Here is a 25,377-nt window from a genome sequence, read left to right as displayed (position 1 = left end):
TCAAGCAATGTCTGACATGACCGAAACCACGCCCGGCTGGCTGACCACGGACGAGCTGGAAATGGCCAGGGCCCACATGCCGATCCTGTACGTCGAGGCCGTGCCCGTGCGCGTGGACGACAGCGGCGAAGTCACGAGCATCGGCCTGCTGCTGCGCATCGGCCCTGACGGAACGGTCAGCCGGACCCTGGTCTCCGGCCGCGTCCTGCACCACGAACGGGTCCGTGACGCGCTGTTGCGCCATCTGGAGAAGGACCTCGGCCCGGTCGCGCTGCCCCGGGTACCGGCCTCCCTGCAGCCTTTCACGGTCGCGGAGTACTTCCCGACGGTCGGCATCACGCCGTACCATGACCCGCGCCAGCACGCCGTGTCCCTCGCCTATGTCGTCCCGGTCACCGGCGACTGCCGGCCCCGGCAGGACGCGCTGGACCTCGTGTGGTTCAGCCCGCAGGAGGCCGCCTCGGAGGCCGTGCAGAGCGAGATGCCGGGCGGACACGGGGTGCTGCTGAAGCAGGCGCTCGCGCACGTGGGACTCGGGTACTGACGGCGATGCCCGGTCGACTGGTCTGTCTATCAGGCCAGTCAGGTCGCTGACCAGCGTCTTCCTGGATGCGTTCAGGTTGTGGTCAGGCTCGCCCGAGCCCGTGGCAACACCTGCACCAGAAGCCCCAAAACAATGGCAAAGGGGGCTGGGGAACAGACAGTTGGTCATGCGAGGGTGCGGGCCATGAGCACAGAGCACGTCCTCGACCAGCGGCCCGACGCACGCGCCCTCGTCCGCGAGAGCGCGAACAAGGTGCCCGAGGTCACCGTCTACTTCTGGATCATCAAGGTCCTCACCACCGGCATGGGCGAGACCGCGTCCGACTTCCTGGCGCACCTCCTCGGCCCCATACCGGCGGTCGGCCTCGGCGGTCTCGCGTTCGCGGCGTCGCTCGTGCTCCAGTTCGCGGTCCGCCGGTACGTGGCCTGGGTCTACTGGACGGCGATCGTCATGGTCAGCGTGTTCGGCACGATGGCGGCCGACGTCCTGCACGTGGGCCTCGGCGTCCCCTACGCCCTCTCGACACCCCTGTTCATGGTCGTTCTGGCCGCCGTCTTCGCCCTCTGGTACGCGAGCGAGCGGACCCTGTCGATCCACAGCATCCGCACCCGCCGCCGCGAGGCGTTCTACTGGGCGGCCGTCCTCGCCACCTTCGCCCTCGGCACCGCCGCGGGCGACCTCACGGCGACCATCGGCCTCGGCTACCTCGGCTCGGTGGTCCTGTTCGCCGTCGCGATCTGCGTCCCCGCCCTCGCCCACCGGGCCGGCACCCTCGGCGCGGTGGCCGCGTTCTGGACGGCGTACGTCATCACCCGCCCCCTCGGCGCCTCGACCGCCGACTGGATGGCCCTGCCGACGGCTCGCGGCGGACTGGACTGGGGCCTCGGCCCGGTCACCCTGTCCTGGACGGTGGCGATCCTGGGGTTCGTCGCCTACCTGGGAGTGTCGCGACGGGACACCGAGACCGCGTAGGACATCCGTCGGCGCAACACCCCCTCGGGAACAGTTTTTGCGCCCTCGGGCGGGCTCGACGAAACAAGAAACGGTGATTTGGTGCCAGGTCGGGGCGTCCCCGACCATGGCCTCGCCCCGGTGATCCCGGGAACATCGGCTTGATGAGAGGCGCACCACCCCATGCACGTCACCGGGACCGCCCCGCGACCGGCTCCGGCCCCGTCGGGAACCCCCACGGTTTCCCCCGAGGACCCTCACGGCGGCACCGGTCGGCACACCCGCCGCTTCGGACTGCCCGTCGCCACCGCCCTGGTCATGGGCAACATCATCGGTGGCGGCATCTTCCTGCTCCCGGCCTCCGTCGCCCCCTACGGCACGGTCAGCCTGGTCGCCTTCGGCGTCCTGACCGTCGGCGCCATCGCCCTCGCCCTGGTCTTCGGCCGGCTCGCCGAACGGGATCCGCGCACCGGCGGGCCCTATGTCTACGCCCGCGAGGCCTTCGGCGACTTCGCCGGCTTCCTGGCCGCCTGGGCGTACTGGATCACCACCTGGGTGTCGAACGCCGCCCTCGCCGTCGCCGCCATCGGCTACCTCGACGTGCTGATCCCGGTGGGCGACCACCGCTGGAGCGCCTGTCTGGCCGCCCTGACGCTGCAGTGGCTGCCCGCGCTCGCCAACTTCGCGGGCACCCGTTACGTGGGCGCCGTGCAGCTGGTGTCCACGGTGCTGAAGTTCGTCCCGCTGCTGCTCGTCGCGGTCGGCGGACTGTTCTTCTTCGACCCGGCGAAGCTCGGGCCGTTCAACGCCGGCGGCGGCAGCGCGGTCGGCGCGGTGTCCGCCTCCGCCGCCCTGCTGCTCTTCTCCTACCTGGGCGTGGAGTCGGCCGCCGTCAGCGCGGGCGAGGTGCGCGACGCCCGCCGCAACGTGGGTCGCGCCACCGTCATCGGCACCGCCGGCGCGGCGCTCGTGTATCTGCTGGGCACGCTGTCCGTCTTCGGTACGGTCCCGCACGACCGCCTGGTGACCTCCACCGCGCCCTTCTCGGACGCCGTGAACGCCATGTTCGGCGGCACCTGGGGCGGCTGGGCCGTCGCACTGGCCGCACTCGTGTCGATGACCGGCTGCCTCAACGGCTGGACGCTGCTGAGCGCCCAGACGCCCTACGCCGCGGCCCAGGACGGTCTGTTCCCCGCGGCCTTCGCTCGCCGGCGACGGGGCGTACCCACCGTCGGCGTCGGCGTCACGGTCGTTCTGGCTTCGCTGCTCACCCTCTACAACTATGTGTCGGGCTCCGCGAAGGTCTTCGACGTCCTGGTCCTCGTCACGACGTTCACCGCGACCGTGCCGTACCTGCTGGCCACCGCCGCGCAGGTCTTCCACCTCGTCTCCGGCCAGGGTGAGACGGTCGACCGGGCACGACTCGCACGGGACGCCGTGGTCACCGCGGTGGCGACCGCCTTCTCCGTCTGGCTCGTCGCGGGCGCCGGATACGCGGCGGTGTACCAGGGCGTGCTGTTCCTGTTCGTGGGCATCATCGTCTACGCGGTGATGGCGGCCAGACGAGCACGAGCGACCGCGGACCGTACGTCCGCGTAAGGCCCGCATGCGGGGGGCGTGCGCGCTTTGACGTGTACATCACGTCGCCTGCTACCGCGTGAAGCCATACTCGACGGCGTGCGCGAAACCGGGCAACGGCCGCGCGGCGTTCCTCTTCACGGTGGGCCGGACCGGCACCGTCTCCGAGGCGAGGGCCGTCCGGCGGACTGCTACCTGCGTCTGACGGCCGCGTGCTCATACGGAAAGCACGCGACCCACCAGCCGCTCCGGCTGTTCGGGTGGGGCGACCCGCTGGTGAAGTAATAGCCTTTTGCCCAGATTGACCGTGCCACGCTGTGGTCTCGAACTGATCGGAATCGCGTCAGGAGGCCGGATTGATGGCGGGAGACAAGGCAGGGAGGCAGCCGCGGCAGCCGACACTCCCCGACCTGAACGTGCGCCTGCGCTCCGAGCTGGGCCGGATCGACGAGCAGCTGCGCTCCCTGCTGTCCTCCATGGACCGGCTGCAGGGCCTGCTGGACGCGGTGGTGGCCATCAGCCGGGAGGTGGAACTGCAGGCGGTTCTGCACCGCATCGTGACCACCGCCATGGACCTGGTCGGCGCCCGCTACGGGGCACTGGGCGTACTGAACCAGTCCGGTGAAGGCCTGGAGCAGTTCATCTCGGCCGGTCTGTCCGAGCGGGAACGCGACGATCTGGCCCGGGTCGGCCTGCCGCGCGGTCTGGGCGTCCTCGGCCACTTGATCCGCTACCCGGAACCGCTGCGGGTCGACGACATCGCGTCCCATCCGTCCTCGACCGGCTTCCCGCCGGGCCACCCGCACATGCACACGCTGCTCGGCGTCGCCATCAGCGTGCGCGGCGAGATCTACGGCGACCTCTACCTCTCCGAACGGCGTGACGGGCAGCCCTTCGACGTGCACGACGAGAATGTCGTCGTGTCCCTGGCCAGCGCCGCCGCGATCGCGATCGAAAAGGTCCGCCTGTTCGAACGGATTCGCGTCGGCGCCGAACAGTTCCAGCGGCTTCTGCTGCCCACGCTGCCCGATCTGCGGCCCTTCACCGCCGCCGCCATCTACCGGCCCGCCGCCCAGCCCAGCCAGCTCGGCGGGGACTGGTACGACGCCATCCTCCTGCCCGACCATGCGGTGGCGGTCGTCATCGGCGACGTGGTCGGCCACGATCTGCAGGCCGCGGCCGCCATGGCATCCACCCGCAACATGCTGCGCGCGCTGCTGTTCGATCAGAGCGGCCCGCCCGGCGCGGTGCTCACCCAGCTCGACCGGACCCTGCAGGCCATCACGAACAATCCCGTCACGACCACCGCCCTGGCCCGCATCGAACCGGAGGATCGGGGCTGGCGGCTCCGCTGGAGCACCGCGGGCCACGTCCCGCCCCTGCTCATCACCCGTGACCGCCACGTGGAATACCTGATCGGCGAGCCCGGGCTACCGCTCGGCGTCGACCCCGAGCAGCCGCGCCCCGACCACACCCGCTTCCTGCCCCCGGCCAGCACCGTGGTCTTCTTCACCGACGGACTGATCGAACATCCCGACCACGCCATCGACGGCAGTCTGAAGGAGCTCGCCGAACTCGCCGCGGCACATGCCGCCCTGCCGCTGCCGGAGCTCGTTCAGGCGCTGGCCGATCACCACCCCAGCGACGGTCACGACGACATGGCCATCCTCGCCCTGCGCACCCCGCACGCCTGACCCGCGCGCCTCCCGCGGCGGGGTGTTCACCGCACAGCTCAACGGTGCCGTGGAGGACCCCCGGGGTCTGGTGGATGATGGTCTTCGGGGCGATGTCGACACGGAGGTCGCCCGATGGCTGTCGCGTGGGGTGAACGGCTCCGGGGCGGTGGCCTGGTCGCCCTGGAGATCTGCGCCATCGCCGCGCTGTACCTGGGCGCGGCCAAGGTGGGACTGCTCCAGCAACTGGTGCGCGGCCAGGTCACCCCGCTGTGGCCGCCGAGCGGTATCGCGGTGGCGAGCCTCCTGCTGCTCGGCCCGCGGATCTGGCCCGGGATCGCCCTCGGCGCGTTCCTGGTCAACATCTCGCTGGGGCCGTCGCTGCCGGCCGTGCTCGCGATCGCGGCGGGAAACACCCTCGCGCCGGTCTGCTCCTACCTCCTGCTGCGTGGCGCGGGGTTCCGTATCGAACTGAACCGTTTGCGGGACGCGCTCGCGCTCATCTTTCTCGGCGCGTTCACCGGGATGCTGGTCAGCTCGACGGTGGGCAGCGGGACCCTGGTCCTCGCCGGCGTACTGAGTACCGGCGACTTCTGGCCGACCTGGTCGGTGTGGTGGACCGGAGACGCGATGGGCGTACTGGTCGTCACACCGGTCCTGCTCGTGCTCCGCTCGGCGAGGCTGCCGAGGAAAGTGCCGCCGTCACGATGGATGGAGGCACTGCTGCTGGTGGCGGCGACCGCCGCCACCGGTTTCGTCGAGGCCAGTCACGCGCCGCTCCTGTTCCTCTCCTTCCCGCTGCTCATCTGGGCGGCCTTCCGCTTCCAGCTGGCCGGTGCCGCACCCTGCGCACTGGCCGTGTCGACCTTTGCGATCATCGCCGCCGCCGAGAAAGCAGGCCCATTCTCCGGTCACGACCTCCTCACGAACATGATCACCCTGCAGGCGTTCAACGGCTCCGCCTCGCTGACCGCGCTGCTGCTCGCGGCGGTCATCGGTGAGCGGAACCAGACCCAGCGGGAGATCGCGCAGGCCTGCGGGGAGCTCGCCGAGATGGTGACCAGGATCGCCACCGGCGACCATCACCCGATGCTCGCCCATGAGGAGGGCGAGACGGTCTCCGGGGACGGCAAGAAGGCCTACGGGGAGGGAGGGATCGAGGGGCCGCGAACGGGGGATCCGCCGGCCCCTGCGACTCCTTGACCGGCCCGAGCTCAACAGCCGTCGGCAGACTGGGTCGCCCCGTCCCCGCGAACACGACGAAGGTCGTCTCCTCATCACTGAGAAGACGACCTCCGACCTGCAAGAAGCTGGTCGGGACGACAGGATTTGAACCTGCGACCCCTTGACCCCCAGTCAAGTGCGCTACCAAGCTGCGCCACGTCCCGATGCCGTTTGACCTGGGGTTTCCCTGGCCGAAACGCGCAGGGAAACTCTACCGCACTCGGGTCGGTGGTCGCGCACCCATTTCGGGGTTGACCTCGAGTTTGGTTGAGGTTGCACGATCATCCGCATGAAGACAGCAGCGGACGACAGCCGCATCCACGGGGACGACAGCCGCACCCTCGGATACGAGGATCTGCCCCGGCTGATGGGCCTCATGACGGGCGACGAGAAGCACGGGCCGGCGGCCACCTCCACGCTCGACGTCCTGTGGGTGCTGTACGACCGGGTGCTCCGGGTCACGCCGGAGCGGAGCCAGGACCCCGTCCGGGACCGGTTCCTGCTGAGCAAGGGGCACGGGCCGATGGCGTACTACGCGGTGCTCGCCGCGAAGGGCTTCGTGCCGGTCGAGTGGCTGCCGGGGTTCGGGGCGTACGACTCCCCGCTCGGGCACCATCCCGACCGGGTACTGGTGCCGGGCGCCGAGATCGGCAGCGGCTCACTCGGGCACGGGCTGCCGATCGCCGTGGGCACCGCGCTCGGACTGCGCGCGCAGGGACTGCGCGAGCCGGGCGTCTGGGTGCTGATCGGGGACGCCGAGCTGGACGAGGGCAGCAACCACGAGGCGATCGCCTTCGCCGGACCCGCCGGACTCGACCGACTGCACACCGTCGTCATCGACAACTCTTCCGCCGGCCACGCCCGGCCCGGCGGGATCGCAGCCAGGTTCGAGGCCGCGGGCTGGTCCGCGGTGACCGTTGACGGGCGTGACCACGAGGCCCTGTACGCCGCGTTCACCGCTCCGCATCCGGGGCGCCCTCATGTGGTCATCGCCCGCGTCGAGCCGAAGAACGGCTGATCTCTCCGTCCGTCCCGTGACACCTCAGTGGAAAGGGTCCATCCCGTGGACACCATGCGTGACCGTTTCGCCCCCGTCGTCTCCCGGCTGCTGGACGAGGATCCGCGGGTCGCGGTGGTCCTCGCCGAGATCGGCAAGGACGGCTTCGCCGAGGCCATGCGCCGGCATCCGGAACGGGTGATCAACGTCGGCATCCGCGAGCAGCTTCTGGTCGGGGCGGCAGCCGGTCTCGCGCTCACCGGGCTCAGGCCGATCGTGCACACCTTCGCCAGCTTCCTGGTGGAGCGGCCCTTCGAACAGGTCAAGCTGGACTTCGGGCACCAGAACACCGGAGCGGTGCTGGTGAGCGCGGCCGCCTCCTTCGACTGGCCGGCCGGCGGCTACACGCACATGGCGCCCGGCGACGTGGCGCTGCTCGACACCCTGGACGGCTGGACCGTGCACGTGCCCGGGCATCCCGACGAGGCCGAGACGCTGCTGCGACGAGCGGTCGCCGCGGGGGACGACAAGGTGTACGTCCGGCTCTCCGTGCAGGCCAACCGGCAGGGGCGGGCGGTCGACGGGGAGCGCTTCCTGACAGTTCGCGAGGGGCGCTCCGGTGTGGTCGTCGCCGTCGGTCCCGTGCTGGACGCGGTGCTCGCCGCCACGGAGGGGCTGGACTTGACCGTGCTGTACGCGACGACCGTGCGGCCCTTCGACACGGCCGGGCTGCGCCGGGCCGTTCAGGGCGCGGACACGGACGTCGTGCTCGTGGAGCCGTACCTCACGGGGACGTCGACGGCGGCCGTGAGCGAGGCGCTGGCGGAGGTGCCGCATCGGGTACTGGGGCTCGGCGTCGGACGCCGTGAGCTGCGGCGGTACGGGACGGTCGAGGAGCACGTGGCCGCGCACGGGCTCGACGCGCGGAGTCTGCGGGAACGGATCGGCGGGTTCGTCGGGGCGGGGCGGGCCTCCGTACGGGCCTGACCGTGGAGCGGGCTCGATACGTGGCCGGAGTGCCATGCGCGCGCCGGGACTGCCGTTCAGCGCGCGGGCGGCTGCCCGTCTGCCCGCACCAGCCCACGTATGGCGGGGACCGAGAGCAGAGCCGCCGCCACGACCAGACTCGTCACGGCGGCGGCCAGCAGGACGTGACCGGCGCCCAGGGCCCCGGCCGCGGGACCCGCCAGGGCTTGGCCCACGGGCATCATCGAGAGGGAGCCGGCCACGTCGTAGGCGTGGACGCGGTTGAGGACGTCGGACGGCACCTGGGTCTGCACACTGGTCGCCCACATCACGCCCCAGAACGACATCCCGGCCCCGGCCACCGCCGCCCCGGCCGCCATGGCCGGCACGCCGAGGCCGGCGCCGACGGTCGCGGGGAAGCCGAAGAAGGCGAACAGGGCGAGCGCGCCGGCCCGCAGCATGTGGCGGGGCCGCAGTCTGAGGGCGAGCAGACCGCCGACGACGGTGCCGGCTCCGAGGGCCGAGTTGACCAGGCCGTAGGCGCGCGGGCCGTGGTGCCGGACGACTTCGGCGGCCACCAGCGGGACCGTCGGTCCCCATACGGCGATCATGTGGACGCACCACACGGCGATCACGCCCCACAGCCACGTCCGCGACCGGAACTCCCGCCAGCCCTCGACCAGATCGGCCCGGAAGGCGCGCGGACCGGGGCCGCTGATGCGGGCGCCCTCGGGGAGCGGGGGCAGCCGGAGCAGCAGCAGGCTCAGGGCGCTGATCGCGTAGGTGGCGGCGTGCGCGGCGAAGACCCCACCGGGCGAGGCGAGGCCGACCAGGAGTCCGGCGACGGCCGGGCCCGCCAGTTGCGCCGACGACTCGGCGATACGGATCGCTCCGTTGGCGCCCTGGACGTCACCGGCGAGCCGCGGCACCGTACTGGCCACGCCCGGCTGGAAGACGGCTCCGGCCACACCGCTGACGAAGCCGATGGCGCAGATCTGCCACAGGACGACGTGCCCGGTGAAGAACAGCGCGGCGGCGAGGGACTGGGTGACGAGCCGGACCAGGTCGGCGCCGACCATCAGTTTGCGGGTGCTGAACCGGTCCGCGATCACCCCGCCGAAGACGACGAGTCCCGCGAAGGCGGCGGCCGTGGAAGCCATGGCGAGACCGACCGCGCCCGCTCCGTACCCGTGCTGCAGCAGACCGGCGGCCAGCGCCACCGGCAGCATGGTGTCGCCGAGGCGGGCCACGGCCCGGGCCACGAAGAACAGGGCGAAGTCCCTCGACCAGAGGGCCGGGACCCGGGCGTCGGCACCGGTCCGGTGCCGGGCCCGGGCAACGCCGTCCCGTCGTGCCTCCGTACCGGTCATGCCGTGCGCTCCCCTCCCCGCTCCCGCACTCGGGCGGCCCCGCCGCGCGGGATCATGCCACGCCGCCCCGACGCCCGCCGAGGGATTTTTCAGCGACCGCCGGGCAGGCCCAACTCCGGGTGCGAGTCCAGGAGTCGGGGCGGGGCGGCCTGGCGCCAGGAGTCGGCGAGGATGTCCCGCAGCTCGTCCTCGTCCTCCAGGGCGGCGAGTCTCGCTCTCACCCAGGCGAACTGGGCCTCGTGATCGGCGATCCAGAATTTCCTCGGCTCGGCCATGACCAGTTCGTCGCGCTCCTCCTTGGGGCAGCGCACGGCGATGGACGTCTCGTCCTCCGGGAGCGTGGCGAACATCTTCCCGGCCACCCGGAACGTGGGCATGCTCCAGGCGATCTTCTCCGTGGTGTCCGGCAGGGACAGGGCGATACGGCGTACGTCTTCGGCATCCGGCATGCCACGCACGGTAGCCCGTGCCACTGACAGTCACCTGGCCGAAGGGCCCAGCCGCTGGTAGTAGAGGCTGGTCGGGCGCAGATCAGGTTGTCGGGCAGGACCAGGCTCACCGTGCCCGCCACCCGGTCCGTGTCGTCCAGGGCCACCCACACCGCCGGCCGGCCGGTCGCCACCGCGTCGGCGCGCCCCCGCCACCAGGTGGCGGCCGCCGCCCGCCCGAGCGGCGCGAGGAAGCCGATCGGGGCACCTGCGGCGACGGTGTCGGCCGGCAGCTCGGCCAGGTCCTCGCTGCCGTCCCGCACATGGGCGTCGTTCCGGCGCAGCACCCTCATGGCCGCACCACCACCAGCGCGTGGCGTGCCTCGCCGGGCCCGGGGCAACGGAACCTCGTCGGTCCGAAGACGCGCATCCGCAGGCAGTCGCCGGCCGCGAGGACGTGTGTCGTGTCGCCTGCGGTCACCTCCAGCGTGCCGTCGAGGGGCCACGGGTGCTGTTCCAGTCCTGGCACGGGCGGGCGGTCGTAGGCGATGTCGGCGCCAAGGCCGGCTCCGCCTCGACCTCGCTGAGCAGCTGGGACATGGTGCGTCCGTAGACGTTGCGGAGACGGTTGAGGAGGGCGGCGGTGGCGCTGATCTCGGCGCGCTCGGCCCGGGACAGGGTCGACCGGCCGGCCCCGTTGCGCTCGGCCGGCTCGCCGAGGGACCAGCCGTGCCGGGCGCGGAGTTCGGCCAGCCGTGCGCCGATCCGGACGTCGACGGGATCGGAAGGCTGGATTCTCATATGCGGGACGCTGTCCCGGATATGAGACGGGCAGATTACGGGCGGCTCACGCCTGCGCCGCCTCCCCCAGTGCCTTGAGCACCGGACGGATCAGGGGGTGTTCCTCGGCTCCGCGACGTATGGCCGCGAAGACCCGGCGGGTCGGGGCCACGCCGTCGACGGGCCGGACGACCACGCCCGTGAGGTCCATGCCACGCAGGGCCGAGCGCGGGACGAGGGCCACGCCCGCGTCGGCCGAGGCCAGGGCGACCACGGCGCGGAAGTCGTCGGAGGAGTGTTCGAGGCGGAGCTGGAATCCGGCGCTCTCGCAGGCCAGGACGACCACGTCGTGACAGGGGTTACCGGGGTACGGGCCGATCCACGGGTCCTTGGCCAGTTCTGCGAGGGGGACCTCGGGCGCGTCGGCGAGGCGGTGGCCGACCGGCACGACCGCGTCGAAGGGCTCGGCGTACAGGGGCACGTAGGTGAGCCGGGGGTCGTCGGCGGGCGGGGCGCCGCGGTACTCGACGGCGACCGCGACGTCCACCTGCCGGTCCAGGACCATCGGCAGGCTGGCGTCGCCCTCGGCGTCCTGGACGCGGATGCGGATGCCGGGCGCGGCGGCGGCGAGCCTGGCCACGGCCGGCGCCACCACCTGGGCGATGCCGGTCGCGAAGGCGGCCACGGTGACCGTGCCCGCCTCGCCCGAACTGTAGGCGGCCAGCTCCGCCTCGGCCCGCTCCAGCTGGGCGAGGACCGCGTTGGTGTGGCTCAGCAGGATCTCGCCCGCCGCGGTGAGCCGTACACCCTTGGCGCCGCGCTCGACCAGGCGGTGTCCGGTCTCCTGCTCCAGGGCTGTGAGCTGCTGGGAGACGGCGGAGGGGGTGAGATAGAGCGCGGCGGCTGCCGCGGTGACCGTGCGGTGGTCGGCCACCGCACGGAGGATGTGGAGCCGCCGTGCTTCGATCATGCCGTCAATTATCCCAAGGTGCCGGCACTGGTCATGCCGCCAGCACCGCGCGCGCCGCGATGAAGGCGTCGACCGCGCGGTTGACGTCGTCGGTGGAGTGCGCGGCGGACAGCTGAACCCGGATGCGGGCCTGGCCCTGCGGGACGACCGGGTAGGAGAAGCCGATCACGTAGACACCCCGCTCGAGCAGCAGCTCCGCCATGCGGGCCGCCTCGGCCGCGTCGCCGATCATGACGGGCGCGATGGCGTGGTCGCCGGGGAGCACGTCGAAGCCCTCCTCGGTCATCCGGCGGCGGAACAGGGCCGTGTTCTCGGTGAGGCGGACGCGCAGGTCGTCGGCGGCCTCCAACAGGTCGAGGACCTTCAGGGAGGCGGCGGCGATCACCGGGGCGAGCGTGTTGGAGAACAGGTACGGGCGCGAGCGCTGGCGCAGCAGGGCGACGATCTCGGCGCGGGCGGCGACATAGCCGCCGGAGGCGCCGCCGAGAGCCTTGCCCAGAGTGCCGGTGATGATGTCGACGCGGTCCATGACGCCGTGCAGTTCGGGGGTGCCGCGGCCGCTCGGGCCGACGAAGCCGACGGCGTGCGAGTCGTCGACCATGACCATCGCGTCGTAGCGGTCGGCGAGGTCGCAGATCTCGCCGAGCGGGGCCACATAGCCGTCCATGGAGAAGACGCCGTCGGTGACGATCAGCTTGCGCCGCGCGCCGCCCTCCGTCGCCTCCTTGAGCTTGGTCTCCAGGTCCGCGAGGTCGCGGTTGGCGTAACGGAAGCGGCGGGCCTTGGACAGGCGGATGCCGTCGATGATGGAGGCGTGGTTGAGGGCGTCGGAGATGACCGCGTCCTCCTCGCCGAGCAGGGTCTCGAAGACACCGCCGTTGGCGTCGAAGCAGGAGGAGTACAGGATCGTGTCCTCCTGGCCGAGGAACGCGGACAGCCGCGCCTCCAGCTCCTTGTGCACCTCCTGGGTGCCGCAGATGAAGCGCACGGAGGCCATGCCGTAGCCCCAGCGGTCCAGGGCGTCGTGGGCGGCGGCGATCACCTCGGGGTGGTCGGCGAGGCCGAGGTAGTTGTTGGCGCAGAAGTTGAGGACCTCGCCGGGGCGGCCGCCGGCGGTGACCTCGACGGTCGCGGACTGCGGGGTGCCGATGACGCGTTCGGGCTTGTGCAGGCCGGCGGCGCGGATCTCGTCCAGGGTGGCGCGCAGGTCGTCACGGACGGAGTCGAACATGAGGAAGCTCCTAGGGCTCTACGAGAGTTACGCAGTCCAGTCGAGGATGATCTTGCCGCCCTTGCCGCTGGCGGCGTCGGCGAAGGCCGCCTCGAAGTCGCGGTAGCCGTACCGGCCGGTGATCACGGGGGCGAGGTCCAGGCCGCCCTCCAGCAGCACCGACATCGCGTACCAGGTCTCGAACATCTCGCGGCCGTAGATGCCCTTGATGGTGATCATCGACGTGACGATCCGGGACCAGTCGACCGGGAACTCCTCGGCGGGCAGGCCGAGCATGGCGATGCGGCCGCCGTGCGTCATGTTGGCGATCATGTCCCGCATGGCCTCGGGGCGGCCGGACATCTCCAGGCCGATGTCGAAGCCCTCGCGCAGCCCCAGCTCCCGCTGTCCATCGGCGATCGTGGACCGGGAGACGTCCAGGGCGAGGCTGGCGCCTATCTTGCGGGCGAGCTCCAGGCGCTCCTGGCTGACGTCGGTGACGACGACGTTGCGGGCGCCGGCGTGCCGGGCCACCGCCGCGGCCATCAGGCCGATCGGGCCGGCGCCGGTGATCAGGACGTCCTCGCCGACCAGCGGGAAGGACAGCGCGGTGTGCACGGCGTTGCCGAACGGATCGAAGATCGCGGCGACGTCGAGGTCGACGGGGACACGATGCACCCACACGTTGGACGCGGGCAGCGCGACGTACTCGGCGAACGCGCCGTCCCGGCCGACGCCGAGGCCGACGGTGGCGCGGCACAGATGGCGGCGGCCGGCCAGACAGTTGCGGCACTTGCCGCACACCAGGTGGCCCTCGCCGCTGACCCGGTCGCCGACCTGGATGTCGGTGACGTCGCGGCCGGTCTCGACGACCTGCCCCACGAACTCGTGCCCGAGAACGAGCGGAGTGCGGATGGTCTGCTGCGCCCAGCCGTCCCAGGCCCGGATGTGCAGATCGGTGCCGCAGATACCGGTCCGCAGGACCTTGATCAGTACGTCACCGGGACCGATGGTCGGCTCGGGGACGTCCGTGAGCCAGAGGCCGGGCTCCGCCTTCTCCTTGACCAGCGCCTTCAACGCTACGGCTCCTGTGGGTGAGGTCCCGGCCGCGGGTACACCGAAGGGGCCCGCACCGGGTCAGAGGGGTGGAATCACCCTGCAATCTGCCGTATGCGCGGGCCGGGGTCCATCGAGCTTTTCTTAACCGCCGCCTCAGCTTTCCTTCACACCCCTTGGCCGTCGCCCGGCGCACCCGTCGCTTTCACCGGCCGTAGCCCCGTCCGTCCGTCGTTCAGAGCGGCAGTTCGTCGTCCGCGGATCGCTCGATGTGCAGGGCGAGTTCGGCGGCCAGCGCCTTGATGGTGTCCAGACCTGACCTCCCCCAGGCACGGGGTGCGACGTCGGAGGCGCTGATGGTGCCGAGCACCATGCCGGAACTGTCGATGAGCGGGGCGCCGAGATACGACCGAATGCCGTACTCGTCCACGACCGGATTCCCGGCGAAGCGGGGGTAGTCGCGGACGTCCTCCAGGACCAGGGCCTTGCGGCGCACCACCACATGGGGGCAGAAGCCGTGGTCGCGGGGCAGCACACGGCCGACCTCGGGCCTGCTGCCGTCGTCCCGGACCACCGGCGCGGTCACGGGGGTGCGCAGGCCCGCGAAGAACTGGTGGTCCTCGCCGATGAAGTTGACCATGGCGTACGGCGCTCCGGTGAGCCGGGCGAGATGGTCCGCGAAGGCGTCGAGGGCGGGTTCGGGCCGCTCCCCCAGGCCGAGTCGGCGCAGCCGGGAGATGCGGGCGGGGGCCTCCCTGTCCTCGGGGGTGAGCAGCAGACCACGGACCGGCCGGGGCGGCTCGTAGCTCATGGCCGGGCTCCGTCGCTGTGGGCGTACTCCATATGGCGGCTCCATGGGCGATTTGGCTGGGTCACATGTGGGCGCCGTGGCTCGGCGCGGGTGCCGGGGCGTGGGCGATCAGATGGCGTACGAGGGTGAGCAGGGTCTGCACGCCCGAGCTGGAGATGCGCGCGTCGCAGCAGACGACCGGGACCTCGGGGTCGAGGTCGAGGGCCGCGCGCACCTCCTCCGCGTCGTAGCGGTGGCCGCCGTCGAACTCGTTGATGGCGACGATGAAGGCGAGGCCGCGTTCCTCGAAGAAGTCCACGGCCGCGAAGCACTCCTCGAGGCGGCGGGTGTCGGCGAGGATCACCGCGCCCAGCGCCCCTTCCGACAGCTCGTCCCACATGAACCAGAACCGCTCCTGCCCGGGCGTGCCGAACAGGTACAGGACGTGCTCCGGATCGAGGGTGATCCGGCCGAAGTCCATGGCGACCGTCGTCTCGACCTTGTTCTCGATGCCGTCGAGGTTGTCCGTGGCGACGCTGACCGTGGTGAGCAGCTCCTCGGTGCTCAGCGGGGCGATCTCGCTGACCGCTCCCACAAAGGTCGTCTTGCCGACCCCGAACCCGCCCGCCACCAGGGTCTTCAGCGCGGTCGGGAACGGGTCAGAGCTGTCGTCGTAGTCCATCGAGCACTGCCTCCAGCAGAGACCGGTCAGTGGGGTTGTGGTGGAACACGGGGGGCTTGGTGGTCAGCGCCCCGCAGTCGACGAGGTCCGAGAGCAGCACCTTGGTGACCACCGCGGGCAGTTTCAGATGCGCGGCCACCTCGGCGACCGAGACGGGCGCCCGGCACAGGTCGAGTGCCTGGGCGTGCTCGGGGCCGAGGTAGCCGAGCGGGGTGACGCCGGTGGCCATCACCTGCGACATCAGGTCGAGGGCGATGCTGGGCTTGGTGCGGCCGTTGCTGACCGTGAACGGGCGCACCAGGCGTCCGGCCGCATCATCCAGCCAAGGCCCGTCGCCGGCTGCGGTCACGGTCAAGGCCTCATCGCCGTGGATTCGACGGCGTGCTGCCGGGGTGCGGTCACCAGATACGGGCGGACGCTCTTGACCAGCATCGCCATCTCGTAGCCGAGCACGGCGGCATCGGCCTCGCGGGCGGCGAGCACCGCGAGGCAGGTGCCGGAGCCCGCGGTGGTGACGAACAGCAGCGTCGAGTCGAGCTCGACGACGACCTGGCGGACGTCCCCGCCGTCGCCGAACCGGATACCCGCGCTGCGGCCGAGGGAGTACAGGCCGGAGGCGAGGGCCGCCATGTGGTCGGCGCTGTCGGGATCGAGGCCGTGCACGGACTTGACCAGTCCGTCGCAGGACAGGAGCACCGCGCTGGTGGTGTGCGGTACGCGTTGCACGAGGCCGCTCAGCAGCCAGTCGAGGTCGGACGACTGGGCCGTCGGCGCATCGCTCGCCATGGTGGATCGACTCCTTGGGGTACGAAGGTCTGCGGGAGCGCTGGGGGTGGAGAAGCGTTCGGAAGAAGGGGTGGTCATCGGGCCGGTGCGCTCCCGTCGGTCCGGCCGGTGCCGTGGATGCCGTCGGACACGGGCGCGTGGGCGTGCGCCTGGCGTATGGGGGCCGCTTCCCTGGGCCGTGCGTCCAGCGGTGCGTCCATACGGGTGGTGTCCGGGGAGGCGGCGTCCCTGTGCGCGGGGGCCATATGGTCCTGAGACCAATGTCCGGAGGCGACGTGCCCCGAAGCCGTACGTGCCGACTCCCTGGGTAGTGACTGCATGTGGGCCTCGTCCATGTGAGCCGAATCCATGTGAGCCGAATCCATGTGAGCCGAATCCCGGTGGGCGGCTTCCGGCTGTGGGGCGGCCAGGTGTGCGGAGTCCCCGTAGGCAGAGTCCCCGTAGGCAGAGTCCCCGTAGGCAGAATCCCTGTGGGCGGACTCAATATGCGCAGCGTCCATGTGCGCGGACTCCATGTGCGCGGACTCCATGTGCTGTTGTGCCTCGGCGAGGCCGATGCCGCGCTGGAAGGCCGCCATGAGGCCGGGGTCGTGGCTCGCGACGACGTCGCCGTCCTGACGGGGGGCGGGACCGCCGCGCAGTTGGGGCACGATGTGCTCCTGGGCGCGGCGGCGGGGCAGCTGGGGCTTGCCCATGGTGCCGCGCACCGTGCCCGCGCGTGGGGTGGGCACGGTGCCGGCGTTCGCCTCGACCGCCGCCCGGTCCTCGGCGCGGACGCCGGGCACGGCCTCGGCGGGGTTGGGCCGCTGCTCGTGGGCGCCGCGCACGGGGAGCGGGGCCGGCGCGCCCGCGTTCTGCGCTCCCCCGTTCTGCGCTCCCCCGCTCTGGGCGGCGCCGCCCAGAGCGGGTCCGCCCTGCGCGTGCCGTCGTCGGCCGGTGCCCGCGGCTTGTCCGGCCCCGCCGTGCCCTGCCGCGCCCGGCTGTCCGGTCGCCGTCCCCGCACCGGACGTCATGCCCGCACCGGATGCCGTCGCGGTACGGCCCTGATGGCTCTCCGCCTCTCCGTGCCGCCCTTCCGTCCCGGCGTCGCCGGTCGAGGCCCGCGTTCCCCCGGAGGCATGCGAAGCCCGGGGCTGCGGCACCGGCAACGGGCCGGTCGCCGCCGGGTCCTGTGGCTGCGGTACCGCCCCGGGTACGCCCGGCGCCGTGCCCAACAAGGCCTGCGGGACGACGAGTACGGCCTGCACACCGCCGTAGATATTGGTCTGCAGGCGGACCGTGATGCCGTGGCGGCGGGCGAGCTGGGAGACGACGTAGAGGCCGATACGGCCGTCGGCCAGCAGGCTGGCCACGTTGACCTGGTCCGGGTCGGCGAGCAGGGCGTTCATCTTGCTCTGTTCGCCGACCGGCATGCCGAGCCCGCGGTCCTCGACCTCCACGGCCAGCCCGGAGGTGACGAGGTTGGCCCGGAGCAGCACCTGGGTCTGCGGGGCGGAGAACACCGTGGCGTTCTCCACGAGTTCGGCGAGCAGGTGGATGACGTCGGCGACGGCGTGGCCGCGCAGTTCCCCGTCGATGGGCGGCACCAGTTTCACCCGGGAGTACTGCTCGACCTCGGCGATGGCGGAGCGCAGCACCTCCGTCATGCTCACCGGGTTGCTCCACTGCCGGCGGGAGACGGCACCGCCGAGCACGGCGAGGTTCTCCGCGTGCCGCCGGATGCGGGTGGCGAGGTGGTCCACGTGGAACAGGCCCTTGAGCAGGTCCGGGTCCTCGATCTCGTTCTCCAGCTCGTCGAGGATCGAGATCTCCCGGTGGACCAGGGACTGCAGCCGCCGCGCGAGGTTGACGAAGACCTCCAGCTTCTGCTCGCTGCCCGCCTGGCTGGAGAGCTGGGCGGCCTGCACGACGGCGGTGACGGCGCCGTCGTACGAGCGGGCCAGGTCCGCGGCGAGCAGTTCGAAGTCGTCGGCGTCCTCCGGCGGGCGGCGGCGCGTCCCTCGCTGCGGTGGTGTCTCCCCGCGGCGCAGGGCTTCGACGAGGGCGCGCAGGTCCCCCTCGCCACGAGTGGTGCTGCGGCGCAGCGCGTCGACGCGGTCGCTGACCGAGCGGGCGGCGCGGTCCGCGGCGACGACGGCGATCAGGATGCCCGCGACGGTCACCGCGACCGCCCCGGCGAGCACGGCCCACAGGGTGGGACCGGGTCGTGCCCCCGTCGAGCGGATGCTGAAGACGACGGCCGCGCTGGCGCTGAGAGCGACCGCGACCGGCGGGAGCACGGCGAGCCGCATGAGCTGTGGCCGTATGTGCGTATCGGGCAGTGCGGGAGCGGGTCGGGCGACCGGTCTCCCATGCCTGCCGCCCTCACGGCGGTCGGCGTGGGCGGCCGGTGCACGGAGGTGAGACATCTGCGTCCTCGTACTGGTCCGTCGGGCTGCCATCCGGACACTCACAGTAGTCGCGTGAGCCTCATGTGCGGTGGGCAGTTGACAAAGTCCCCCGAAGAGCGTCCCGCTCTGGTATGAGGCTTCGTACGACAGACCGATAACACTGCCGCCGACGACACGCCGACCCGAAAGAGTTCGATAAGACCTGCTCAAAAGTGGTCAGGGGCACGAGGGGCGATCCCCTGGTCGACACCCCCCACCCACTCCCCACCCGTCCGGTTCTTCCGAGCCGGACACACCCGCCACACCCACCGGAACCACCGGGCGGCCATGTCCCCATACCCGGAAAATGTCACGGAGAGTATCAGCCATGGCCTTGACCTTGGCCTGGGGTCGGGCAGGCGGAAAGCGACGAGGCCCGGCCCGCCGAGGATCTCGCACGCCTGGTCGCCGAGGCCCGTGACGGGGCTCGGCGACCAGGCGGACCCGGTGTCAGTTCTTGTGGTGGCCGCCCTTGCGTACGCCGGGTTCGGCGGCCAGGGCTCCGACCGCGCGCCAGGCGGGGCGGACGCCCTCGGAGACACCCCGCCACCACGGCTCCGCGGGGAGCTTGCCCGCGGGCTCGAAAGGCTCGCCGGGCCGGGGCAGCGCCACCGCCTGGGCGGCTCCCTCGGCGGCCTCCTTGGTCCACTCGCCGGGCTCCGCCCAGGCGTGCGGGGCGAGATTGAAGGTGCCCCAGTGGATCGGCAGCAGCACGCCGTGCGGCACCCCGCCCTGCAGGTCGAGGTGGGCGCGCAGCCCCTCCTCGGGGGTCATGTGGATGTCGGGCCAGAAGTCGCTGTACGCGCCGATCTGGATCATCGTGGCGTCGAACGGGCCGTGGGCGGCGCCGATGTCCTTGAAGCCGTCGAAGTAACCCGTGTCCCCGCTGTGGTAGATGCGGTGTTCCTCGCCGGCGACGGCCCAGGACGCCCAGAGCGTGTTCTGGGCGTTGCGCAGGCCGCGGCCGCAGAAGTGGCGGGCCGGGGTCGCGGTGAGGGTGAGTCCGCCGATCTTGGTGGACTCGTGCCAGTCGAGCTCGCGCAACCGGTCCGGGGACACGCCCCAGTGTTCGAGGTGGGCTCCGACGCCGAGCGGCACGGCGAACACCGTGTCGGTCCCGGCCAGCGCCTTGATCGAGGGCAGGTCCAGGTGGTCGTAGTGGTCGTGCGAGATGACCACCACGTCGACCGGTCCGAGCGCGGCCAGCGGGAGCGGCACCGGGTGCAGCCGCTTGGGCCCGGCGAACGGGAAGGGGGAGCAGCGCTCGCCCCAGACGGGGTCGAACAGGACCCGGTGCCCGTCGATCTCCGCGAGCACGCTGGAGTGGCCCATCCAGGTCACCCGCAGTCCGGTGGCCGGCGGTTTGGCCAGGTCGGCGAGGGTGGTGGCGTGCACCGGAACAGTGCCGCGGGGAGCGCGCAGGGGCCGCGTCTCCTTGTCGAAGAACACCTTGGCGAAGTCCAGCATGGAGCCGGAGGGCCGGGTGCGGGCGACGCCGCCGGGGTTCTGGAAGACGCCGTCCTTGAAATGGGGGGAACGGCGGATGCGCGCGAGGCGCTCACCGCTCGGTTCCGCGCCGAAGGCTTCGGGCTGAAGTGCGCGGAGCCCGGAGCTCAGGGAACGCAGACCGGTCACGGTACCTCCAAGGTGGAGTCGCAGAGGCCCTCCATTATGGTCGGCCCCTCCGACATGCCGGTGCCGCGTGCGTCACAGGCGGGCGACCGACCCACGCTACTGAACGACCGTTCAGCACGTTGACAGGTTGCGCACCACTTTCGAATACTGACCCGCAGTTCAGTAACAAGTACCCGGGAGATCCCATGACCGCCCCCCTGATGTCGCTCGTCTGGACCGACCATGTCACGGGTCGGCAGGGCTTCCTGGTCGTGGACCGGCTGGTGCGGGGTGTGGCCAGCGGCGGACTGCGGATGCGGGCCGGGTGCACCCTCCAGGAGGTCGCAGGACTGGCCCGCGGCATGACGATGAAGGAGGCCCTGCACTACGCCCCGGAGGGCCGCTACGTCCCCCTCGGCGGTGCCAAGGGCGGCATCGACTGCGACCCGCGCGCCCCGGAGGCGTACGGGCTGCTGGTCCGCTACCTGCGTGCGATGCGGCCGTACATCGAGAGCTTCTGGACCACCGGGGAGGACCTGGGTCTCACCCAGGACCTGGTGGACCGGGCGGTCGCCGAGGCGGGACTGGTCTCCTCGATCCAGGCCGTCTATCCCCTGCTCGACGACGAGACGGCGGCCCGTGAGCGGCTCGCGGACGCCTTCGCGGTCGAGGTGGACGGCATCGGCCTGGACGAGCTGGCAGGCGGCTGCGGTGTCGCCGAGGCGGTGCTCGCCGCCCTGGACCGGGCGTCGGTGCCGTACCGGGGCACCCGGGTCGCCGTACAGGGTCTGGGCACGATGGGCGGGGCCACGGCACGCTTCCTCGCTCGCGCGGGCCTGACCGTGGTGGCCGTCGCCGATGTCAAGGGCACCATCGCCGACCCGGCCGGACTCGACGTCGAGGCCCTGCTGGCCGCGCGGGACGCGTACGGGACCGTCGACCGCTCGGTGCTCGGCCCCGGCGACCGTGAACTGCCCGGTGACGCCTGGCTGTCCGCCGAGGCGGAGGTGCTCGTGCCCGCGGCGGTGTCGTACGCGATCGACACCGCCAACCAGGACGGGATCACCGCCCGCTGGATCGTGGAGGCCGCCAACATGCCCGTCCGGCCCGAGGCGGAGGAGCTGCTCGCCGCGCGCGGGGTGACCGTGCTGCCGGACGTGGTGGTCAACTCCGCCACGAACGCCTGGTGGTGGTGGACCCTGTTCGGCGACATCGGCCCGGACGCCGACGAGGCGTTCGCCCACATCCGCCGCTCGATGCGTGCGCTGATCGATCTGACGCTCACCCGCGCCGAGGCCGACGGGACGACCCCGCGCACCGCCGCCCACGCGCTGGTGACGGACCGGCTGCCGTTGATCGCGGAGCGGTTCGGGTGGTACCGCTGACACAGGGAGGCGACGAGCCCGCCCCGGGCGTCGCGACGGGCGACCTGGTCGCGTCGACTCGCTGCGCGGCGAGATCGCGTCCGGCGGGAAGGCGCCCGGTGCCGTGTCCGCCGTGTTCCGGTCGGTCGACCGTGCCGCCCGGATCGTCCCGCCTCACCCGGTGCCGCGGGCGCACCGGCCCTGGGTGAACTGCGCGACCGGACGGAGCCCGCGCCCGCCCTTCTCGCGGACACCGGCCCGTCACGGATGCGGCGAGGTGCCGCAACCGTCGGAGACTTCCCCGAAGGGCAGTGCGTGCGCGCCGGGGGCCGCACCCGGGATTCAGGCGGGCTCGCCGCCGTGTGCGCCCGGCTTGGCGTAACGGCTGAGGAACATGGCGACGGCCTCCTCCACGACGAGATCGACGGAAGGCAGCTTCACCACGTCGGGGCCGATCGCCATGACCTGTGGCCAGATCACGAACTCCTGGACGAGCCCGAGGAACTGATGGGCCGCCAGTTCCGGATGAGGGCAGTCGATGCGCCCGGCATCGGCCATGTTGAGCAGCGCGGCGGTGAGTGCGGTGACCAGGGGCTGTTTGCCCAGGCGGTAGAACTCCTCGGCGATCCAAGGGAGTTTGCGCGACTCGGCGACGACGAGCCGGGTGAAGGCAACCTGGTCGGTGTCGGCGATGAAGGCGAGGAGACCCTCGGCGAATCGGCGCAGGAAGCCGGCCGGGTCGGCCTGCGCCGGGTCCGGGACGAGGCGCTCCTCCGTGTCCTGGAGTCCGAAGGCCTGCCAGTGGTGGTGCATCGTGGCCCGGAAGAGCGCTTCCTTGCTGCCGAACTGGTTGTACACCGTCTGTCGCGCGACGCCCGCGCGGGTCGCGACGCGGTCCAGATTGACTCCGTCGTAGCCGTCCTCGAGGAAGAGGACCTTCGACGCCTCGAGGATCTTCCCGACCGAAGGACGGGGCGCTCGCGGACGGCGGGTGGATGTGGCCGCGGATGCGGAGCCGGCGGCTTCGGCTGCCATGGAACCTCCCTTGGATTGCACGGTCCAGTCTAGGGACGATCGGTCGTCCGGGGCCGCGACGTCTCTTGCCACTTCCATATTTGGATTGTACTGTCCAATCCAAATATGGGGAACCAGCGATCCGGCACACCTCTCGACGAAAGCGAGGTCCTGACGTGACGGAGTTTCTGTGGAACCGCATGACCGCAAGCAGGCTCCGTGAGCTTGCCGGCCAGAACGCACCCGTCCTGCTCCCGGTCGGCTCCACGGAGCAGCACGGCCCGCATCTGCCCACCGGCGTCGACGACTTCCTCAGCACCGAGGTGTGCCGACGGGTGGCCGCCATCCTGATCGCCCGGCACCGGCCCGTCGTCGTCGCCCCGTCCCTGTGGTGCGGACTGGCCGACCATCACATGGCGTTCGGCGGCACCTTCAGCCTGACGCTCTCCACCTATCAGGCGGTGTTGCGGGACGTGTGCTCCTCCGTCCTGGCGTCCGGCTTCCGTACGATCCTGATCGTGAACGGTCACGGCGGGAACGTCACGGCGCTCAACGCCATCACCAACGAGATCTCGCGCGAACTGGGCACCCCCATCGCCGTCACCAGCTACTTCCTGGCCGCGCAGGACCGTTTCGCCGGCATCATGCGGCAGCAGAACCACCTCATGCACGCCTGCGAAGGCGAGACCTCGATGATGATGGCGCTCGCCCCGGAGCTGGTCGACGGCTCCCGCATCGCCGAGGCGACGGGCCCGGAGATCGAGCTGTACTCCGCGGACCAGCCCTTCCACCGCCCGCGGCCCTTCCACGAGGTCACCGCCTCCGGCGTCGCCGGGGACGCTCGTCCTGCGACAGCACGCAAGGGGCGGGCGATGCTGGACGCAGGCGCCGAACGCATCGCCGCATGGCTGCTCGACCTGCCGGCACGACCCGCCGGCCGGGATCCGCAACCGGGTTGAGGAACCGTCCGGGGGCGCCGGACGCGGCGCCGCACAAGCGCATGACCGAAGAGAAGAAAAGAGAGGAAACCGCGATGCCAAGCACCCTCGACGAGGGCGAGTACTTCGCCGCCTACCGGCGCAGCCTGGAGGATCCTGAGGGCTTCTGGCTCGATGCCGCCCGCGACATCGACTGGGCGACCCCGCCCGGCCGAGCCCTGGACTCCTCGCGCGCGCCGCTGTACGGCTGGTTTCCCGACGGACGGCTGAACACCTGCCACAACGCCCTCGACCGGCATGTCGAGGGCGGCCACGGCGACCGTGTCGCGCTGGTGTACGACAGCCCCGTCACCGACACCGTGGCCTCGTACACCTACCGCGAGTTGCGGGACGAGGTCGCGCGCTTCGCCGGTGTGCTGAGCGACCTCGGGGTGACCAAGGGCGACCGTGTCGCGATCTACCTCCCGATGATCCCGGAGGCCGTCATCGCGATGCTGGCATGCGCCCGCATCGGGGCCGTGCACTCGGTGGTCTTCGGCGGATTCGCCGCGCACGAGCTGGCGACCCGCATCGACGACGCCCGCCCGAAGGTGGTCGTCTCCGCCTCGTGCGGCATCGAGCCGTCCCGCCTGGTCCCCTACAAGCCCCTTCTCGACGCCGCCCTCACCCGCGCACACCACCAGCCGGACCACTGCGTCATCCGGCAGCGCCGCCAGCTCCCGGCCGACCTGACCGAACGCGACATCGACTGGGACGAGGCCATGAGCAAGGCCGCCCCCGTGGACTGCGTCACGGTCGACGCGCGCGACCCGCTCTACGTGCTCTACACCTCCGGCACCACCGGCCGGCCCAAGGGTGTGGTGCGGGACAACGGCGGCCACGCCGTCGCGCTGCGCTGGTCGATGGAGAACGTCTTCGGCGCCGGTCCCGGCGACGTGTTCTGGGCGGCGTCCGACGTCGGCTGGGTGGTCGGCCACTCGTACATCGTCTACGCCCCGCTGCTGACCGGCTGCACCACGGTGCTCTACGAGGGCAAGCCGGTCGGTACTCCGGACGCCGGCGCGCTGTGGCGGGTCGTCGCCCAGCACCGGGTGAACACGCTGTTCACGGCGCCGACGGCCATCCGTGCCGTCAAACGGGAGGACCCTGAGGGGACCCTGCTGCGCGGGCACGACACCAGCTCGCTGCGTCATCTCTTCCTCGCCGGAGAGCGTCTGGACCCCGGAACGCAGCACTGGGCGGGCGGCCTGCTGGGCATCCCCGTGATCGACAACTGGTGGCAGACGGAGACGGGCTGGCCGATCGTCGCCAACCCCGTGGGCCTGGATCCCCTGCCGGTCAAGCCGGGTTCCGCCGCCGTGCCGATGCCCGGCTACGACGTCCGGGTGCTCGACACGGCGGGCCGCGAGGTGGATGCGGGCACGGACGGGGCCGTCGCGATCCGGCTCCCCCTCCCGCCGGGCACGCTGACCTCGTTGTGGGGCGACGACGAGTGGTACGTACGCTCCTACCTCTCCGCGTACGAGGGCTACTACCTGTCGGGGGACGGCGGACACAAGGACGCGGACGGCTACGTGTTCATCATGGGCCGCACCGACGACGTGATCAACGTCGCGGGGCACCGCCTGTCCACCGGCGCCCTGGAGGAAGTCCTCAGCGGCCACCCGGACGTCGCGGAATGCACCGTCGTGGGCGTCGCCGACGCGCTCAAGGGCCAGGTGCCGCGCGGCTTCGTCGTCCTCAAGGCCGGCACCGTACGAAGCCCCGAGGAGGTCGTGGCCGAGCTCGTGGCCTTGGTCCGCGAGACCATCGGCCCGGTGGCAGCGCTGCGCCGCGTGGACATCGTCGCCGCACTGCCCAAGACCCGGTCGGGGAAGATCCTGCGGCGCACCATGCGGGAGATCGCCGACGGCGGGGATCCGGAACTCCCCTCCACCATCGACGACCCGACCGTCCTCGACACCCTGCGTCCCGTACTGCGCGGCGAGGCCTGAGCCCAGGCGCACACTCCTC

The 25,377-nt window shown here is 71.6% G+C and carries 22 protein-coding genes, 1 tRNA gene and 1 pseudogene; 10 read left to right on the top strand and 14 right to left on the bottom strand.

Annotated features, from left to right (window positions below):
* Window positions 1-16: 16 nt before the first annotated feature.
* The 5 genes from AVL59_RS15335 (at window position 17) to AVL59_RS15315 (ending at window position 5,949) form a co-directional block, all read left to right on the top strand.
* On the top strand, window positions 17-544 hold the full coding sequence (locus AVL59_RS15335) for an NUDIX hydrolase family protein (RefSeq protein ID WP_067304178.1): 528 nt from the start codon (window positions 17-19) through the stop codon (window positions 542-544).
* Window positions 545-727: 183 nt separating this feature from the next.
* A complete protein-coding gene (locus tag AVL59_RS15330) occupies window positions 728-1,516 on the top strand; it encodes a COG4705 family protein (RefSeq protein WP_067304175.1) in 789 nt (262 codons plus the stop codon).
* A 162-nt stretch (window positions 1,517-1,678) separates the two neighbouring features.
* Window positions 1,679-3,094, top strand: a complete 1,416-nt coding sequence (locus AVL59_RS15325; RefSeq protein ID WP_067304172.1) for an amino acid permease — start codon at window positions 1,679-1,681, stop codon at window positions 3,092-3,094.
* A gap of 338 nt (window positions 3,095-3,432) precedes the next feature.
* The gene (locus AVL59_RS15320) at window positions 3,433-4,767 is read left to right on the top strand and encodes a PP2C family protein-serine/threonine phosphatase (protein WP_079146704.1); all 1,335 of its coding nucleotides are present in this window, start codon (window positions 3,433-3,435) and stop codon (window positions 4,765-4,767) included.
* Window positions 4,768-4,881: 114 nt separating this feature from the next.
* Window positions 4,882-5,949 (top strand): MASE1 domain-containing protein, encoded by a 1,068-nt coding sequence (locus AVL59_RS15315; protein ID WP_079146703.1) that lies wholly within the window; start codon window positions 4,882-4,884, stop codon window positions 5,947-5,949.
* A gap of 108 nt (window positions 5,950-6,057) precedes the next feature.
* Here the strand turns inward: AVL59_RS15315 and AVL59_RS15310 are convergent.
* A tRNA-Pro gene (locus tag AVL59_RS15310) sits at window positions 6,058-6,134 on the bottom strand.
* Window positions 6,135-6,259: 125 nt separating this feature from the next.
* Here AVL59_RS15310 and AVL59_RS15305 point away from each other — a divergent pair.
* A complete protein-coding gene (locus tag AVL59_RS15305) occupies window positions 6,260-6,988 on the top strand; it encodes a thiamine pyrophosphate-dependent enzyme (protein ID WP_067304169.1) in 729 nt (242 codons plus the stop codon).
* A gap of 45 nt (window positions 6,989-7,033) precedes the next feature.
* Window positions 7,034-7,954 carry a transketolase family protein gene (locus AVL59_RS15300; RefSeq protein WP_067304167.1) on the top strand — a complete coding sequence of 307 codons (921 nt, stop codon included), beginning with the start codon at window positions 7,034-7,036 and terminating at the stop codon, window positions 7,952-7,954.
* A gap of 56 nt (window positions 7,955-8,010) precedes the next feature.
* On the opposite strand, the gene AVL59_RS15295 is transcribed toward AVL59_RS15300, so the two are convergent.
* The 12 genes and pseudogenes from AVL59_RS15295 to AVL59_RS15240 all read right to left on the bottom strand — a co-directional run bounded on the left by AVL59_RS15295 (window position 8,011) and on the right by AVL59_RS15240 (window position 20,069).
* Window positions 8,011-9,303 carry an MFS transporter gene (locus tag AVL59_RS15295; RefSeq protein ID WP_067304164.1) on the bottom strand — a complete coding sequence of 431 codons (1,293 nt, stop codon included), beginning with the start codon at window positions 9,301-9,303 and terminating at the stop codon, window positions 8,011-8,013.
* 89 nt (window positions 9,304-9,392) lie between these two features.
* The gene (locus tag AVL59_RS15290) at window positions 9,393-9,752 is read right to left on the bottom strand and encodes an MmcQ/YjbR family DNA-binding protein (protein WP_067304161.1); all 360 of its coding nucleotides are present in this window, start codon (window positions 9,750-9,752) and stop codon (window positions 9,393-9,395) included.
* Window positions 9,753-10,080: 328 nt separating this feature from the next.
* Window positions 10,081-10,532, bottom strand: a pseudogene (locus tag AVL59_RS15285) (helix-turn-helix domain-containing protein).
* Window positions 10,533-10,578: 46 nt separating this feature from the next.
* On the bottom strand, window positions 10,579-11,481 hold the full coding sequence (locus AVL59_RS15280) for a LysR family transcriptional regulator (protein WP_067304158.1): 903 nt from the start codon (window positions 11,479-11,481) through the stop codon (window positions 10,579-10,581).
* 31 nt (window positions 11,482-11,512) lie between these two features.
* Complete coding sequence (locus AVL59_RS15275; protein WP_067304155.1) at window positions 11,513-12,712, bottom strand: glycine C-acetyltransferase; 1,200 nt, start codon at window positions 12,710-12,712, stop codon at window positions 11,513-11,515.
* A 27-nt stretch (window positions 12,713-12,739) separates the two neighbouring features.
* Window positions 12,740-13,768 (bottom strand): L-threonine 3-dehydrogenase, encoded by a 1,029-nt coding sequence (gene tdh, locus AVL59_RS15270; RefSeq protein ID WP_067304152.1) that lies wholly within the window; start codon window positions 13,766-13,768, stop codon window positions 12,740-12,742.
* Between the two features lie 214 nt (window positions 13,769-13,982).
* The gene (locus AVL59_RS15265; protein ID WP_067304149.1) at window positions 13,983-14,558 is read right to left on the bottom strand and encodes a GAF domain-containing protein; all 576 of its coding nucleotides are present in this window, start codon (window positions 14,556-14,558) and stop codon (window positions 13,983-13,985) included.
* A 61-nt stretch (window positions 14,559-14,619) separates the two neighbouring features.
* Complete coding sequence (locus AVL59_RS15260; protein WP_067304147.1) at window positions 14,620-15,219, bottom strand: GTP-binding protein; 600 nt, start codon at window positions 15,217-15,219, stop codon at window positions 14,620-14,622.
* On the bottom strand, window positions 15,197-15,568 hold the full coding sequence (locus tag AVL59_RS15255) for a DUF742 domain-containing protein (protein WP_067304145.1): 372 nt from the start codon (window positions 15,566-15,568) through the stop codon (window positions 15,197-15,199). Before AVL59_RS15255 ends, AVL59_RS15260 begins: the two co-directional genes overlap by 23 nt.
* Window positions 15,569-15,570: 2 nt before the next feature.
* Window positions 15,571-16,005, bottom strand: a complete 435-nt coding sequence (locus AVL59_RS15250; RefSeq protein ID WP_067304142.1) for a roadblock/LC7 domain-containing protein — start codon at window positions 16,003-16,005, stop codon at window positions 15,571-15,573.
* A gap of 74 nt (window positions 16,006-16,079) precedes the next feature.
* Window positions 16,080-18,413, bottom strand: coding sequence for an ATP-binding protein (locus tag AVL59_RS15245; RefSeq protein WP_208870381.1), 2,334 nt, complete (start codon window positions 18,411-18,413; stop codon window positions 16,080-16,082).
* Window positions 18,414-18,884: 471 nt separating this feature from the next.
* Window positions 18,885-20,069: an MBL fold metallo-hydrolase gene (locus tag AVL59_RS15240; RefSeq protein ID WP_067304136.1), complete on the bottom strand. Its 1,185-nt coding sequence runs from the start codon at window positions 20,067-20,069 to the stop codon at window positions 18,885-18,887.
* Between the two features lie 185 nt (window positions 20,070-20,254).
* Here AVL59_RS15240 and AVL59_RS15235 point away from each other — a divergent pair, with 185 nt between their 5' ends.
* Complete coding sequence (locus AVL59_RS15235; RefSeq protein WP_067304133.1) at window positions 20,255-21,433, top strand: glutamate dehydrogenase; 1,179 nt, start codon at window positions 20,255-20,257, stop codon at window positions 21,431-21,433.
* 321 nt (window positions 21,434-21,754) lie between these two features.
* On the opposite strand, the gene AVL59_RS15230 is transcribed toward AVL59_RS15235, so the two are convergent.
* The gene (locus tag AVL59_RS15230) at window positions 21,755-22,447 is read right to left on the bottom strand and encodes a TetR/AcrR family transcriptional regulator (protein WP_067304130.1); all 693 of its coding nucleotides are present in this window, start codon (window positions 22,445-22,447) and stop codon (window positions 21,755-21,757) included.
* Between the two features lie 155 nt (window positions 22,448-22,602).
* Between AVL59_RS15230 and AVL59_RS15225 the strand changes: the two genes are divergently transcribed.
* Window positions 22,603-23,385, top strand: a complete 783-nt coding sequence (locus tag AVL59_RS15225) for a creatininase family protein (RefSeq protein WP_067304127.1) — start codon at window positions 22,603-22,605, stop codon at window positions 23,383-23,385.
* A gap of 41 nt (window positions 23,386-23,426) precedes the next feature.
* Window positions 23,427-25,358 (top strand): propionyl-CoA synthetase, encoded by a 1,932-nt coding sequence (locus tag AVL59_RS15220; RefSeq protein WP_079146701.1) that lies wholly within the window; start codon window positions 23,427-23,429, stop codon window positions 25,356-25,358.
* The last annotated feature ends 19 nt before the right edge of the window (window positions 25,359-25,377 follow it).

Origin of the sequence: Streptomyces griseochromogenes (assembly GCF_001542625.1) — a bacterium.
In the GTDB taxonomy this organism is placed as follows: domain Bacteria; phylum Actinomycetota; class Actinomycetes; order Streptomycetales; family Streptomycetaceae; genus Streptomyces; species Streptomyces griseochromogenes.
Note: the sequence above shows the minus strand (reverse complement) of the source record. Positions and strands in the feature narration are given on the sequence as shown.